Below are 14,182 nucleotides of genomic sequence, written 5' to 3'. Positions count from 1 at the left end.
TTCCTGCTACAGTTTATTACGCTTCGTCGCCGAACCAGCAAATATTACGTGCGGCCATGATGAGTTCGCCGGCTTTCTCGTCGGTTAAACCTTCGATATCAGCCAGGTCATCAACGCCTTGCTCAGCGAGATCTTCCAGCGTACAAACACCATGGGCAGCCAGCTTGAACGCAATCGCACGATCAAGACCTTCTAAATTCAGCAGGTCATCAGCCGGCTTGTTATCACCAAGACTTTCTTCCTGAGCCAGTGCCAGGGTGGTCAGTGCGTTTTTAGCGCGTTCACGCAGGGCTTCAACGGTTGCTTCATCCAGGCCGTCAATTTCCAGCAGTTCTTTAATTGGCACATAGGCCAGTTCTTCAAGCGAAGAGAAACCTTCTTCGACCAGGACAGTTGCGAAATCTTCGTCAATTTCCAGGTACTTCGTGAAGGTTGCGATCGCGGCGTGAGCTTCAGCCTGATGCTTCGCCTGCAGATCATCAACGGTCATCACGTTCAGATCCCAACCACTCAGTTGAGAAGCCAAACGTACGTTCTGACCATTACGTCCGATAGCCTGCGCCAGGTTACCGGCTTCAACAGCGATATCCATGGTGTGCTTGTCTTCATCGACCACAATGGAAGCAACATCTGCCGGAGCCATCGCGTTAATCACGAATTGTGCCGGGTTGTCGTCCCAAAGGATGATATCGATACGCTCGCCGCCCAGTTCAGTTGATACAGCCTGAACGCGCGCACCACGCATACCTACGCAAGCACCGACCGGGTCGATACGCTTGTCGTTGGTTTTTACCGCGATCTTAGCGCGAGAACCCGGATCGCGGGCCGCTGCTTTGATCTCGATAAGTTCTTCACCAATTTCTGGTACTTCAATGCGGAACAGTTCAATCAGCATCTCTGCTTTAGAACGCGTAACGAACAGCTGCGCACCGCGCGCTTCTGGACGTACCGCATACAGAACACCGCGGATGCGGTCGCCTGGACGGAAGTTCTCACGCGGCAACATATCTTCGCGCAGGATAACCGCTTCAGCGTTGCTACCCAGGTCAAGCGCGATGTTGTCACGGTTAACTTTCTTCACGACGCCAGTGATGATTTCACCTTCGTGTGAACGGAACTGATCAACCACCATGGCGCGTTCAGCTTCACGTACTTTCTGTACGATAACCTGTTTCGCCGTTTGGGTAGTGATACGGTCAAACGTCACCGATTCAATCTGATCTTCAACATATTCGCCGACATTGAAGCTTTCGTCTTCGTAACGAGCCGCTTCCAGCGTAATTTCTTTAGTCGGTTGGGTCACTTCTTCAACAATAACCCAACGACGGAATGTATCGAAGTCACCGCTTTTACGATCGATTTCTACGCGAACATCGATCTCTTGTTCGTATTTTTTCTTGGTTGCTGTAGCCAGTGCACTTTCCAGCGCTTCGAAAATCTTCTCACGCGGCAGTGATTTCTCGTTAGAGACGGCTTCAACAACAGCCAAAATTTCTTTGTTCATCGCGGGCTTTTCACCTCAATCCAGACTGTTAAAAGTGGGGAACCAGGTTCGCCTTCTGGATATTACTCAGCGCGAACACTTCATCTTTGCCTTCGACTGTTACTGTGATCATCTCACCATCAACGGCCTTAATAACGCCCTGCCATTTACGGCGGTTTTGCACAGCCATACGCAGAACGACAGCCACTTCTTCACCAATATAGTGAGTGTAGTGTTCAGCAGTAAACATTGGGCGATGGAGGCCAGGCGAGGAAACTTCCAGGTTGTAGGCAACAGTAATAGGATCTTCAACGTCAAGAACCGCACTGACCTGGTGGCTAACATCAGCACAATCATCAACATTGATGCCATCTTCACTATCAATATAGATGCGCAGCGTGGATGTACGGCTGCGAATAAATTCGATGCCGACCAGTTCGTAGCCCAGTGCTTCGACCGGTGCTTTAATCATCTCTGTTAATTTTTGCTCTAATGTGGACAAGCCCACCCCCAAGACGTAAAAAAAGGGCATAAAGCCCAGTTATTCTGTAGTCAGATAACAAAAAACCCCGATAAATCGGGGCTTTAGATAACTGAACCCTATAGCCGCAACTGCGGCCTGGAGCACTTTCTGAAAGAATTTTTTCAAATCCAGCTACGAAGCCGCTATGTCTTCACAGTATATTTGAAAAAGAACTTTATAGGAAAGTGGTTGCGGGGGCCGGATTTGAACCGACGACCTTCGGGTTATGAGCCCGACGAGCTACCAGGCTGCTCCACCCCGCGCCTGAAACGTGGCAAATTTTACTCGTTTTGGGTAAAATTTGCAAATAATGCTGGGATTTGGTACCGAGGACGGGACTTTAAATCGGCGTTTAGTATATTGATAGTTAACCCCACCTGTCAACCCTACAAGCTATGCGTTTTGCTGAATAAGCCAGCAGACACTATTCTGTTCTGACGTCTTCATGTCTAGCGGCCTAAACAGTGGGAAATTTTTACAAAAAACTCACGAATCTCTTCCGGTCATTGGCAAAAGATGATTAAATGAAAACTCACTTATTTTGCATAAACATGCAAAGAGAGCTGAAAGCGGTCTCTCATTAGTCAATCAAGCAGGGTTTTATTTTATGACGACGATTCTCAAGCATCTTCCAGTAGGACAACGTATAGGCATCGCTTTTTCGGGCGGCCTGGATACCAGCGCTGCACTCCTGTGGATGCGCCAGAAGGGAGCGGTTCCTTATGCATATACAGCGAACCTGGGTCAGCCGGATGAGGAAGATTATGATGCGATTCCTCGTCGCGCCATGGAATACGGTGCAGAGAACGCACGTCTGATTGACTGCCGTAAGCAACTGGTTGCTGAAGGTATCGCGGCCATTCAATGCGGCGCTTTCCACAACACGACTGGCGGCCTGACCTATTTCAACACCACGCCTCTGGGCCGCGCGGTTACCGGCACCATGCTGGTTGCAGCCATGAAAGATGATGGTGTGAATATTTGGGGCGACGGCAGCACCTATAAAGGCAACGATATTGAACGTTTCTATCGTTACGGCCTACTGACCAACGCTGAACTGCAGATTTACAAACCATGGCTGGACACCGATTTCATCGATGAACTGGGTGGCCGTCAGGAAATGTCCGAGTTTATGGTGGCTTCCGGTTTTGACTACAAAATGTCTGCCGAAAAAGCGTACTCTACAGACTCCAACATGTTAGGCGCGACGCACGAAGCGAAGGATCTTGAGTTCCTTAACTCTAGCGTTAAAATTGTCAATCCCATCATGGGCGTGAAGTTTTGGGACGAAAACGTCAAGGTTCAGGCTGAAGAAGTCACGGTTCGTTTCGAACGTGGTCATCCGGTGGCACTGAACGGCCAGACCTTCTCAGATGACGTAGAACTGATGCTGGAAGCAAATCGCATTGGTGGTCGTCATGGTTTAGGCATGAGCGATCAGATTGAAAACCGTATTATCGAAGCAAAAAGCCGCGGGATCTATGAAGCACCGGGCATGGCGCTGCTGCACATTGCTTACGAGCGTCTGCTGACCGGTATTCACAACGAGGACACCATTGAGCAGTATCACTCTCATGGTCGCCAGTTGGGTAAATTGCTGTATCAGGGACGTTGGTTCGATCCGCAGGCGTTGATGCTGCGTGATGCCCTGCAACGCTGGGTTGCCACCGCCATTACGGGCGAAGTGACACTGGAACTGCGTCGTGGTAATGACTACTCTATCCTCAATACCGTGTCTGATAATCTGACGTACAAAGCTGAACGCCTGACCATGGAGAAAGGGGATTCTGTCTTCTCTCCGGATGATCGTATCGGCCAATTAACTATGCGTAATCTTGATATCACCGACACGCGTGAGAAGCTGTTCAATTACATTGAAACCGGTTTGCTCTCTGCGTCTTCCGGAAATGGCCTGCCGCAGGTTGAGAATCTGGAACACAGCGATAAAAAGTAATCGCGAAGCGGAATAAAAAAGGTGCCGAAAGGCGCCTTTTTTGTGTCTGTGAGCTATCGGCCGCTGATGCCGACCATCGCTCTCTGTCGAGCATAATGGCAACGGTCATCACTCTGCTATTTTTTAAAACGGCACAACTAACAGACGAAAAAAAAGACATCTTTCGATGTCTTTCTTCTGGAATATTGGTACCGAGGATGGGACTCGAACCCACAAGCCCGTTAGGGCACTACCACCTCAAGGTAGCGTGTCTACCAATTCCACCACCTCGGTACTGAATACTTACTGCGGGATATCGCTGGTCGGCTTAGCCGGTTCAGCTGGCTGAGTCTGCTCGGTTTTAGACGGAGCATTCAGATTTTCCCACTCGCTTCCTTTGCTGGTCTTGTTGCTATTGATGTTGCCAAGCGCCAGACTGATAATGAAGAACAGCGTAGCCAGAATCGCCGTAGTACGGGTCATGAAGTTCGAAGAACCACTTGAGCCAAACAGCGTACCGGAAGCGCCTGCTCCGAAGGAGGCTCCCATATCAGCGCCTTTACCTTGCTGCAGCATGATCAGCGCTACGAGAGCGATGGCTACAATAAGGAAAACAACTAAAAGAGCTTCGTACATAATCAACCTGTTCCTTGCGGATTTGCCGCATACCAATGCTTCGACCAATTTAGCAGGATTTTTGTTTCCCACTGAAGCGGGTGTGAATACTAACCAAAGCGAATGGCCTTCGCAAGGGCAATTTTAGTGCATTGTATCAACTGCGGAAAAAAACAGCAAAAGCACCGATATCGGACAATCTTAAGGCGGCAAGCGCCGCCTTTTTAAACACTTACTGCGAGAGATTATGCTGCTTTAACCGCATCGGCAATTCGATGAGCAAACTCAGTAACCTGCGCTTCTTCTTCGCCTTCAACCATCACGCGAATCAACGGCTCTGTTCCCGATTTGCGTAACAGCACGCGACCGCGATTTCCCAGCGCTGCTTCCACTTCTGCCATGACCGCTTTCACATTTTCATTTTCCAGCGGATCGCCTTTACCAGCAGTAAAGCGAACGTTAACCAGAATCTGCGGGAACATTTTCATGCCGCTGCACAGGTCATGCAAATTCATATGATTGCGCACCATCGCAGCAACAACCTGAAGACTCGCCACGATGCCGTCACCGGTCGTTGTTTTGTCTAGCAGAATCACATGGCCAGAGTTTTCTGCGCCAATACGCCAGCCTTTTTCCTGGAGTTTCTCCAGCACGTAGCGGTCGCCTACTTTGGCTCGGGCAAACGGAATGCCAAGTTGTTTCAGAGCCAGTTCCAGGCCCATATTGCTCATCAACGTGCCTACCGCACCGCCGCGCAGCTGGCCCTGACGCAAAGCTTCGCGGGCAATGATATAGAGAATCTGGTCGCCGTCGACTTTGTTACCTTCGTGATCAACCATGATCACGCGGTCACCGTCGCCGTCAAACGCAATACCCAGATCGGCTTTTTCAGCCAACACGCGGGCCTGCAAAGCACGCACGTCTGTCGCGCCCACTTCTTCGTTGATGTTGAGGCCATCAGGCTCACAGCCAATAGCGATAACTTTTGCACCGAGTTCGCGGAAAACATTTGGCGCAATATGGTAGGTCGCGCCATTCGCGCAATCGACCACAATTTTGAGATGACTCAGGCTCAGCTCATTGGGGAACGTGCCTTTGCAGAACTCAATGTAGCGGCCCGCAGCATCAACGATACGGCTTGCTTTGCCCAACTCCGATGAATCGACGCAGGTCAGCTCTTTTTCCATTTCCGCTTCGATTGCTTCTTCAACTTCGTCAGGTAATTTTGTGCCATCAATAGAGAAGAATTTAATCCCGTTATCGTAGAACGGATTGTGCGAGGCAGAAATCACAATGCCCGCTTCTGCACGGAAGGTACGCGTCAGATACGCGACCGCAGGGGTTGGCATTGGGCCGGTGAATGAAGCGGAAAGCCCTGCAGCTGAAAGGCCAGCTTCTAATGCTGACTCCAGCATGTAGCCCGAAATACGGGTATCTTTCCCGATGATAATTTTACGCGAGCCGTGACGAGCCAATACTTTACCCGCCGCCCAGCCAAGTTTAAGAACAAATTCTGGGGTGATCGGTGCGTCGCCCACGCGCCCACGAATGCCGTCGGTGCCAAAATATTTACGATTACTCATAGCGTTTGTTTTCCTTCGCTGACAGTGTGGCTTCAACCACACGCATTGCTTCTACTGTCTCTTTGACGTCATGGACGCGAATAATGTGCGCGCCTTGCATCGCCGCAATAACTGCGCACGCAAGACTCCCACTCAGACGTTCGCCAGGACCCACATTAAGCAATTGCCCTACCATCGTTTTTCGCGACATCCCAACCAACAACGGTAGACCAAAATGGTGAAACGCTGATAAACGCGCAAGCAACTCATAGTTATGGGAGAGATTTTTACCGAATCCGAATCCCGGGTCGAGCAACAATTTCTCTTTTGCGATACCCGCACGCTCACAACGTGCTATTTGCTCATTAAAGTAGCGATTCACATCGGCAAAGACATCGTCATACTTCGGCGCTGCCTGCATTGTTTTGGGTTGCCCCTGCATATGCATCAGGCATACCGGCAAACCGGTTTCGGCAGCCGCTTCTAGTGCGCCCGGCTCGGTAAGTGAGCGAATGTCGTTAATGATGTGAGCCCCTACTCGCGCGGATTCTCTGATCACTTCAGGTTTAGAAGTATCCACGGAGATCCACACTTCAAAGCGTTGAGCGATCGCTTCCACCACAGGGATCACGCGCGCTAACTCTTCTTCCACAGTCACGTCCGACGCGCCAGGGCGCGTAGACTCGCCGCCGATATCAATAATCGTCGCACCCGCGTTGATCATCAGATTGGCATGCTTCACCGCTTCAATCAGCGTGTTGTGCTCGCCGCCGTCGGAGAACGAGTCAGGCGTAACGTTCAGGATCCCCATCACATGCGGATGTGAGAGATCAAGAGTCGAGTCCTGGGCGAAAAGTTTCATGGCTAAATCCCTGGTATTTAAATGAGCAGATAAGAAAAACCCCGGAGCAAGCTCCAGGGTTTGGGTACAGATTAACCGATTTCAGGCAGTGACTTATTTGTCGCCCAACTGCTCTGACATGGTATTACCCGGATTTGGCGTACGGGGTTCATCAACCGGACGCGGCGCACGCGGGGTGCCATTGTTGTCAGAGTTATTAGAAGCGCCTGGATCTTCCCAACCGGCTGGCGGACGCACTTCGCGGCGAGCCATCAGGTCATCGATCTGCGGAGCATCGATAGTCTCATATTTCATGAGCGCATCTTTCATCGAGTGCAGAATATCCAGGTTTTCGTTCAGGATTTCCCGTGCGCGGCCATAGTTGCGTTCAACCAGCGCTTTGACTTCCTGATCGATGATACGTGCTGTTTCATCGGACATATGTTTCGCTTTCGCGACAGAGCGGCCCAGGAATACTTCGCCATCTTCTTCCGCATACAGCAGCGGACCAAGTTTGTCGGAGAAGCCCCATTGGGTCACCATGTTACGTGCCAGGTTGGTCGCAACTTTAATGTCGTTCGACGCACCGGTAGAAACATGTTCCACACCGTAGATAATTTCTTCAGCAAGACGACCACCGTAAAGGGTCGAAATCTGGCTTTCCAGCTTCTGACGGCTGGCGCTGATAGCATCGCCTTCCGGCAGGAAGAACGTAACACCCAGCGCACGGCCACGTGGAATAATGGTGACTTTGTGTACCGGATCGTGTTCCGGAACCAGACGACCAATAATCGCATGACCTGCTTCGTGATATGCCGTGGATTCTTTCTGCGCTTCCGTCATCACCATGGAGCGACGTTCCGCACCCATCATGATTTTGTCTTTCGCTTTTTCGAATTCCACCATGGACACCACGCGCTTGTTACCGCGAGCAGCAAACAGTGCCGCTTCGTTGACCAGGTTTGCCAGGTCAGCACCGGAGAAGCCCGGTGTACCACGCCCAATGATTGCCGGATCGACATCTGGAGACAGCGGTACGCGACGCATGTGGACTTTCAGAATCTGTTCACGACCACGAACATCCGGCAAACCAACAACAACCTGACGGTCGAAACGGCCTGGACGAAGCAACGCAGGGTCAAGTACGTCTGGACGGTTAGTCGCAGCAATAACGATAATACCTTCGTTACCTTCGAAGCCATCCATCTCAACCAACATCTGGTTCAGCGTCTGTTCACGCTCATCGTGACCACCGCCCAGACCTGCGCCACGCTGGCGGCCTACGGCGTCGATTTCATCGATGAAGATAATGCACGGTGCTGCCTTCTTAGCCTGTTCGAACATGTCACGCACACGAGATGCGCCCACACCCACGAACATTTCGACGAAGTCAGAACCAGAAATAGTAAAGAACGGTACTTTCGCTTCACCCGCGATGGCTTTCGCCAACAGCGTTTTACCGGTACCCGGAGGGCCGACCATCAGAACGCCTTTCGGAATCTTACCGCCCAGTTTCTGGAAACGGCTTGGCTCACGCAGGTATTCAACAAGTTCTGCCACTTCGTCTTTTGCTTCGTCACAGCCTGCAACGTCAGCAAAAGTGGTCTTGATCTGGTCTTCCGTAAGCATACGCGCCTTGCTCTTACCGAACGACATGGCACCTTTGCCACCGCCGCCCTGCATTTGGCGCATAAAGAAGATCCAGACACCGATAAGCAGCAGCATCGGGAACCAGGAAATGAAGATAGAAGCCAGCAGGCTCGGTTCTTCCGGCGGCTCACCTACCACCTTGACGTTTTTAGTCAGAAGGTTATCAAGCAGCTTAGGATCGTTCACCGGGATGTAAGTCGTGTAACGGTTACTATCTTTCTTGGTAACGTTGATCTCACGTCCGTTGATACGCGCTTCGCGAACCTGGTCCTGATTGACCTCTTGCAGGAAGGTAGAATAATCCACCTTGCGGCCATTCGACTCGCTGGGCCCAAAGCTCTGGAACACTGACATCAGCACAACGGCAATGACCAGCCAGAGTATTAGGTTTTTCGCCATGTCACTCAAGGGATGAACCTCATATTACAACTGTGTTAAAAACAGCGTCAGGATAGTCTGCACCTGGCTTTTCTCAAACTCACGTTTGAAATCAACCGGTTATCATTTACGTCCTGTCGCTACAATATACACTTCTCGTGAACGAGCACGGGAAGAGTCCGGCTTACGAACTTTCACCTTCGCAAACAGGGAGCGAATTTCCTTAAGATACTCCTCGAAACCTTCGCCCTGGAACACCTTCACTACAAAACTACCACCAGGTGCTAGAACATCACGAGACATTTCTAACGCCAGTTCAACCAGATACATGGAACGGGGGATATCCACCGCTGGTGTTCCGCACATATTTGGCGCCATATCCGACATGACAACTTGAACCTTACTGTCACCGACTCGTTCAAGCAGCGCTTTAAGCACTAATTCATCACGAAAATCGCCCTGAAGGAAGTCAACACCGACGATTGGATCCATTGGTAAAAGATCGCAAGCGATGATTCGACCCTGGCCACCAATCTGCGTAACCGCATACTGAGACCATCCACCGGGTGCAGCACCGAGATCAACAATCGTCATTCCCGGTTTAAAGAGTTTGTCACTTTGCTGTATTTCATCAAGTTTAAACCAGGCGCGGGAACGCAATCCCTTTTTCTGCGCCTGTAGAACATATTTATCGCTAAAGTGTTCCTGGAGCCAGCGGCTGGAGCTGGCAGAACGCTTTTTACCTGTCATTTCACTTTCCGTCCTGGTTCATCGTAATTTGCCTGTGACGTAAATTTCTACGCAGCTATTTGGCGATATAAGGGAGATGGCGGTAGAATGAACCGTTTTCAATCCCAACGTAAGCAAAAATATACGATGAATCTGAGTACTAAACAAAAACAGCACCTTAAAGGTCTGGCACATCCACTCAAGCCTGTAGTCATGCTTGGCAACAATGGTTTGACCGAAGGGGTGCTTGCCGAGATCGAACTAGCGCTTGAGCACCACGAGTTAATCAAGGTGAAAATCGCCTCTGAAGACAGAGACTCTAAAACCTTAATCGTGGAAGCAATCGTGCGTGAAACCGGTGCCTGTAATGTACAGGTTATCGGTAAAACGCTGGTGCTCTATCGCCCGACTAAAGAGCGTAAAATCTCGCTACCACGCTAAGAATATCCCGAATCGAACACATTTTCTGTGTAAAACGAGGGATTTCCATGAGTAGGTGAGCAAAATGCCATGCTCCGACAGTTGATAAAAGGCCGCTATGCGGCCTTTTTCCTTTCTTTACAATGTATCAACATCTGCGCTGAGATGCGAATCAGAGGTATTCGACCTTAATAATTTCGAATTCCACTTCACCGCCAGGCGTACGGATAACAACAACATCCTCTTCTTCCTTGCCAATCAGACCACGCGCAATGGGTGAGTTTACAGAGATTAAATTCTGTTTAAAGTCTGCTTCGTCATCACCCACGATGCGATAAGTCTGTTCTTCGTCATTGTCCAGGTTCAGCACTTTTACCGAAGCGCCAAAGATCACGCGGCCCGTATTTGGGATTTTGGTGATATCGATAACCTGCGCATTAGACAGCTTAGCCTCGATATCTTTAATGCGCCCTTCGCAAAAGCCCTGCTGCTCACGCGCAGCGTGATATTCAGCGTTCTCTTTCAGATCACCATGCTCACGCGCATCTGCAATGGCGGAAATGATCTCAGGACGGCGAACCGATTTCAGGAAATCCAGTTCTTCGCGCAGTTTTTCTGCACCACGTAGGGTCATCGGAATAGCTTGCATTTGTTATACCTCTTAAACATTCCTGTTGGGAGTGACTCACCCCGACTACCGGCCTCGCAGACTTCAATGCCTGTCTCAGGTCAGGAGCAAAAGAAAACTGACCCGGAAGCAAAGTTCCAGGTCAGCAGCAATTTTTCAATTTGATACGTATTTTACCGCGAAGTTCACTATGGGTCATCGTTTACTTTACAGGGCGTTGCACCGTAGTATGGCGGTTTGTTTACGGGTTGTTAGCGCGAGATTATGCGATTTTCCAGATTTATCATCGGATTGACTACCAGTATGGCATTCACTGCAAACGCAGCGAATGTTGATGAATACATCAATCAACTCCCTGCTGGCGCTAACCTTGCGCTCATGGTGCAAAAAGTGGGTGCCCAGGCGCCGGAGATTGATTATCACAGCCAGCAAATGGCCCTGCCCGCCAGTACGCAGAAAGTGATTACGGCGCTGGCTGCGCTGTTGCAACTCGGACCAAACTTCCGTTTCACCACGACGCTTGAGACCAAAGGGAATGTGGAGAGCGGCGTTCTGAAAGGTGACTTGATTGCCCGATTTGGCGGCGATCCGACGTTTAAACGTCAGGATATCCGCAATATGGTCGCCGTTCTGAAAAAGTCCGGCATCCAAAAAATCGAGGGCAATGTGCTGATCGACACGTCTATTTTCGCGAGCCACGATAAAGCGCCCGGCTGGCCATGGAATGACATGACGCAATGTTTTAGCGCGCCCCCAGCTGCCGCTATTGTTGACCGCAACTGCTTCTCGGTTTCGCTCTACAGCGCACCAAAACCCGACGATTTAGCTTTTATCCGCGTGGCCTCTTATTACCCAGTGACCATGTTCAGCCAGGTCAGAACCCTGGCGAAAGGCTCACCGGATGCGCAATATTGTGAACTGGATGTCGTTCCCGGCGATCTCAATCGCTTTACGTTGACGGGCTGCCTGACGCAACGCGCTGACCCCCTGCCGTTGGCTTTCGCTATCCAGGATGGCGCAAGTTATGCAGGTGCGATTCTGAAAGATGAGCTTAAACAGGCTAATATCACCTATTCAGGTACATTGTTACGTCAGACGCAACCGAGTGAAGCCGGTACGGTGATTGCCAGCAAGCAATCCGCTCCACTGCACGACTTGCTTAAGATTATGCTGAAAAAATCAGACAACATGATTGCCGATACCGTATTCCGCATGATCGGGCATGCGCGTTTTGGCGTTCCAGGAACCTGGCGCGCAGGTTCAGATGCTGTTCGTCAGATTTTGCGCCAGCAGGCGGGAATCGATCTTGGGAATACTATCGCTGTTGATGGCTCTGGCCTTTCACGGCATAACTTGATCTCTCCAGCAACAATGATGCAAGTTCTTCAGTACATTGCCCAGCATGACACTGAGCTAAACTTTATTTCGATGCTGCCGTTGGCGGGCTACGATGGATCTCTGCAGTATCGCGCAGGCCTTCACGCCGCGGGCGTCGATGGTAAAGTCTCCGCTAAAACCGGCTCGCTGCAGGGTGTGTATAACCTGGCTGGCTTTATTACCACGGCCAGCGGGCAGCGTATGGCGTTTGTACAGTATCTCTCCGGCTATGCCGTCGAACCGGGTGACCAGCGTAATCGTCGCATTCCTCTGGTCCGTTTCGAAAGCAGGCTTTACAAGGACATTTATCAGAATAACTAGCGATGAAATTACTCATTGTTGAAGACGATCTTCTCTTACAGGAAGGGCTGGCTCTGGGGCTTGCCAACGAAGGCTATGCGCTGGACTGTGCGGCTACCGCCGCAGAGGCTGACTCGCTGATTCAAAGCGGTGAGTACAGCCTTGTTATCCTCGATCTGGGCCTCCCTGACAAAGACGGTGCGACGCTGCTGAGCCAGTGGCGTCGTCGCGGCGTTGATAATCCGGTTCTCATCCTGACTGCTCGCGACGCCATTGAAGACAGAATTCATGGACTTGATTCAGGCGCAGATGATTATCTGGTCAAACCCTTTGCGCTTGCTGAGTTACAGGCTCGAGCACGCGCGCTGATTCGCCGCTATCAGGGCCACAGCGATAATCAGGTAGTCGACGGCGACCTCACCCTGAATCTGCAAACCCAGCAGGTTCTGTGCGATTCTCACCCCGTCGAAGTCACGCCAAAAGAGTTTGCTCTGCTCACGCGTCTGATTATGCGGTCGGGGCAAACCGTGCACCGCGAAACGCTGCAGCAGGATATTTACAGTTGGCAAGACGATCCGGGCTCGAACACACTCGAAGTTCACATCCATAACCTGCGACGTAAACTCGGCAAAGATCGGATCAAAACCGTCCGTGGCGTCGGCTATCGTCTTGAGAGCCAAAAATGAACAGCATGCGTCGGCGCTTGATGGTTTTGCTGGCGGTCATTCTGTTATTTTTCCAGCTCATCAGCGTGATTTGGCTTTGGCATGAAAGCCGAGAGCAAATTAGCTTCCTGGTGAGCGAAACCCTCTCAGCCAAAGCGCGTAACCAGCATGTTGAAAAGGAAATCCGCGAAGCTATTGCGTCGCTTCTCGTACCTTCGCTGGTGATGGTCGGTTTCACACTGTTTTTCTCTTTCTGGGCGATTACCTGGATAACGCGCCCCCTCAACAAGCTGCGTATTAGCCTGGCGAATCGTTCTGCAGATAATCTCTCGCCTCTTCCTGAATTTTCCGATATGGAAGAGATTGGTGCCGTCACGACGTCTCTGAACCAACTGCTGGCTCGCCTGGACCACACTATTAAGCAAGAGCGTCTATTTACCGCTGATGCCGCTCATGAGCTGCGAACGCCGCTGGCCGGGATTAGGCTCCATCTTGAACTCATGGCGCAATCAGGCACTCCACAGGCATCCACGCTTATTGATCGTATCGATCAGCTCATGCATACGGTTGAACAGCTTTTGATGCTGGCACGGGCGGGACAAGCCATGGCGAGTGGTCATTACAATACCGTCAGTTGGACAAAACATATTATTGCCCCGTTAAAGCTGGAGCATGAATTCAAAGATCATCCGGTGATTTGGCCCGCGCAAAGCGAGCTAACGGTACAGGGTGATGCCATATTGCTGCGCCTGATGCTGCGGAACTTATTGGAAAACGCCGCTCGATACAGTCCACCTGGCACCACTATCAAAATCGCACTGGTTGAACATGAAGGCGGGACACAAGTGAGCGTTATCGATAATGGGCCGGGAATTGATGAAGCGCATAGGCATTCAATTACCGAACCTTTCCGTCGACTCGATCAACGCTATGGCGGGAGTGGTCTGGGGCTGAGTATTGTTCAGCGCATCGTGCAGCTTCACCGTGGCCATTTACGGCTCGAGAATGCGCCTGAGGGCGGATTAATCGCCAGTTGCTGGCTACCGTCGACGTTGAGCTAAAATGCGTTAAAAAAAAG

The 14,182-nt window shown here is 50.9% G+C and carries 13 protein-coding genes and 2 tRNA genes; 5 read left to right on the top strand and 10 right to left on the bottom strand.

The genetic code is table 11. From position 1 onward, the window contains the following. Positions 1 to 16: 16 nt before the first annotated feature. The 3 genes from nusA to AC07RN_RS15500 form a co-directional block, all read right to left on the bottom strand. Positions 17 to 1,504 carry a transcription termination factor NusA gene (nusA, locus tag AC07RN_RS15510; RefSeq protein WP_015960589.1) on the bottom strand — a complete coding sequence of 496 codons (1,488 nt, stop codon included), beginning with the start codon at positions 1,502 to 1,504 and terminating at the stop codon, positions 17 to 19. Positions 1,505 to 1,532: 28 nt separating this feature from the next. Further along, complete coding sequence (gene rimP / locus AC07RN_RS15505) at positions 1,533 to 1,985, bottom strand: ribosome maturation factor RimP (protein ID WP_015960590.1); 453 nt, start codon at positions 1,983 to 1,985, stop codon at positions 1,533 to 1,535. A gap of 207 nt (positions 1,986 to 2,192) precedes the next feature. Further along, positions 2,193 to 2,269: transfer RNA gene (locus AC07RN_RS15500), tRNA-Met, on the bottom strand. A gap of 344 nt (positions 2,270 to 2,613) precedes the next feature. On the opposite strand from AC07RN_RS15500, the gene argG reads away from it, so the two are divergent. Beyond that, entirely contained in the window at positions 2,614 to 3,960 is a 1,347-nt protein-coding gene (gene argG / locus AC07RN_RS15495) for an argininosuccinate synthase (protein WP_478336758.1), read from the top strand. A 186-nt stretch (positions 3,961 to 4,146) separates the two neighbouring features. Here argG and AC07RN_RS15490 read toward each other — a convergent pair. From AC07RN_RS15490 to rlmE, 6 genes are all read right to left on the bottom strand, one after another. After that, positions 4,147 to 4,233 (bottom strand) — tRNA-Leu (locus AC07RN_RS15490). Positions 4,234 to 4,242: 9 nt separating this feature from the next. Next, positions 4,243 to 4,575 (bottom strand): preprotein translocase subunit SecG, encoded by a 333-nt coding sequence (gene secG / locus AC07RN_RS15485; RefSeq protein WP_041689537.1) that lies wholly within the window; start codon positions 4,573 to 4,575, stop codon positions 4,243 to 4,245. A 224-nt stretch (positions 4,576 to 4,799) separates the two neighbouring features. Beyond that, on the bottom strand, positions 4,800 to 6,137 hold the full coding sequence (gene glmM / locus AC07RN_RS15480; RefSeq protein ID WP_478336757.1) for a phosphoglucosamine mutase: 1,338 nt from the start codon (positions 6,135 to 6,137) through the stop codon (positions 4,800 to 4,802). Further along, positions 6,130 to 6,978, bottom strand: coding sequence for a dihydropteroate synthase (gene folP / locus AC07RN_RS15475; RefSeq protein WP_478336756.1), 849 nt, complete (start codon positions 6,976 to 6,978; stop codon positions 6,130 to 6,132). Before folP ends, glmM begins: the two co-directional genes overlap by 8 nt. Positions 6,979 to 7,071: 93 nt before the next feature. Next, positions 7,072 to 9,006 carry an ATP-dependent zinc metalloprotease FtsH gene (gene ftsH / locus AC07RN_RS15470; protein ID WP_015960594.1) on the bottom strand — a complete coding sequence of 645 codons (1,935 nt, stop codon included), beginning with the start codon at positions 9,004 to 9,006 and terminating at the stop codon, positions 7,072 to 7,074. Positions 9,007 to 9,108: 102 nt separating this feature from the next. Continuing rightward, positions 9,109 to 9,735, bottom strand: coding sequence for a 23S rRNA (uridine(2552)-2'-O)-methyltransferase RlmE (gene rlmE / locus AC07RN_RS15465; protein WP_015960595.1), 627 nt, complete (start codon positions 9,733 to 9,735; stop codon positions 9,109 to 9,111). Between the two features lie 126 nt (positions 9,736 to 9,861). On the opposite strand from rlmE, the gene yhbY reads away from it, so the two are divergent. Further along, positions 9,862 to 10,155, top strand: a complete 294-nt coding sequence (gene yhbY / locus AC07RN_RS15460) for a ribosome assembly RNA-binding protein YhbY (protein WP_041689726.1) — start codon at positions 9,862 to 9,864, stop codon at positions 10,153 to 10,155. 151 nt (positions 10,156 to 10,306) lie between these two features. Here the strand turns inward: yhbY and greA are convergent, their stop codons facing one another. Further along, complete coding sequence (greA, locus tag AC07RN_RS15455) at positions 10,307 to 10,783, bottom strand: transcription elongation factor GreA (protein WP_015960597.1); 477 nt, start codon at positions 10,781 to 10,783, stop codon at positions 10,307 to 10,309. Positions 10,784 to 11,026: 243 nt separating this feature from the next. On the opposite strand from greA, the gene dacB reads away from it, so the two are divergent. The 3 genes from dacB to pmrB are packed head-to-tail and all read left to right on the top strand — an operon-like array spanning position 11,027 to position 14,165. Further along, complete coding sequence (dacB, locus tag AC07RN_RS15450; protein ID WP_478336755.1) at positions 11,027 to 12,460, top strand: serine-type D-Ala-D-Ala carboxypeptidase; 1,434 nt, start codon at positions 11,027 to 11,029, stop codon at positions 12,458 to 12,460. A 2-nt stretch (positions 12,461 to 12,462) separates the two neighbouring features. After that, entirely contained in the window at positions 12,463 to 13,125 is a 663-nt protein-coding gene (gene pmrA, locus AC07RN_RS15445) for a two-component system response regulator PmrA (protein WP_015960599.1), read from the top strand. Continuing rightward, complete coding sequence (pmrB, locus tag AC07RN_RS15440) at positions 13,122 to 14,165, top strand: two-component system sensor histidine kinase PmrB (RefSeq protein ID WP_015960600.1); 1,044 nt, start codon at positions 13,122 to 13,124, stop codon at positions 14,163 to 14,165. The genes pmrA and pmrB overlap by 4 nt, the downstream gene beginning before the upstream one ends. Positions 14,166 to 14,182: the final 17 nt, after the last annotated feature.

It is taken from the genome of Lelliottia sp. GFLA7, from assembly GCF_056490165.1.
This window is presented reverse-complemented; position numbering and strand designations above follow the sequence as displayed.

Bases quoted from the DNA above. Each gene is read 5' to 3' on its own strand.
- nusA (WP_015960589.1), bottom strand. From the start codon at position 1,504: ATGAACAAAGAAATTTTGGCTGTTGTTGAAGCCGTCTCTAACGAGAAA.
- argG (WP_478336758.1), top strand. From the start codon at position 2,614: ATGACGACGATTCTCAAGCATCTTCCAGTAGGACAACGTATAGGCATC.
- secG (WP_041689537.1), bottom strand. From the start codon at position 4,575: ATGTACGAAGCTCTTTTAGTTGTTTTCCTTATTGTAGCCATCGCTCTC.
- glmM (WP_478336757.1), bottom strand. From the start codon at position 6,137: ATGAGTAATCGTAAATATTTTGGCACCGACGGCATTCGTGGGCGCGTG.
- folP (WP_478336756.1), bottom strand. From the start codon at position 6,978: ATGAAACTTTTCGCCCAGGACTCGACTCTTGATCTCTCACATCCGCAT.
- ftsH (WP_015960594.1), bottom strand. From the start codon at position 9,006: ATGGCGAAAAACCTAATACTCTGGCTGGTCATTGCCGTTGTGCTGATG.
- rlmE (WP_015960595.1), bottom strand. From the start codon at position 9,735: ATGACAGGTAAAAAGCGTTCTGCCAGCTCCAGCCGCTGGCTCCAGGAA.
- yhbY (WP_041689726.1), top strand. From the start codon at position 9,862: ATGAATCTGAGTACTAAACAAAAACAGCACCTTAAAGGTCTGGCACAT.
- greA (WP_015960597.1), bottom strand. From the start codon at position 10,783: ATGCAAGCTATTCCGATGACCCTACGTGGTGCAGAAAAACTGCGCGAA.
- dacB (WP_478336755.1), top strand. From the start codon at position 11,027: ATGCGATTTTCCAGATTTATCATCGGATTGACTACCAGTATGGCATTC.
- pmrA (WP_015960599.1), top strand. From the start codon at position 12,463: ATGAAATTACTCATTGTTGAAGACGATCTTCTCTTACAGGAAGGGCTG.
- pmrB (WP_015960600.1), top strand. From the start codon at position 13,122: ATGAACAGCATGCGTCGGCGCTTGATGGTTTTGCTGGCGGTCATTCTG.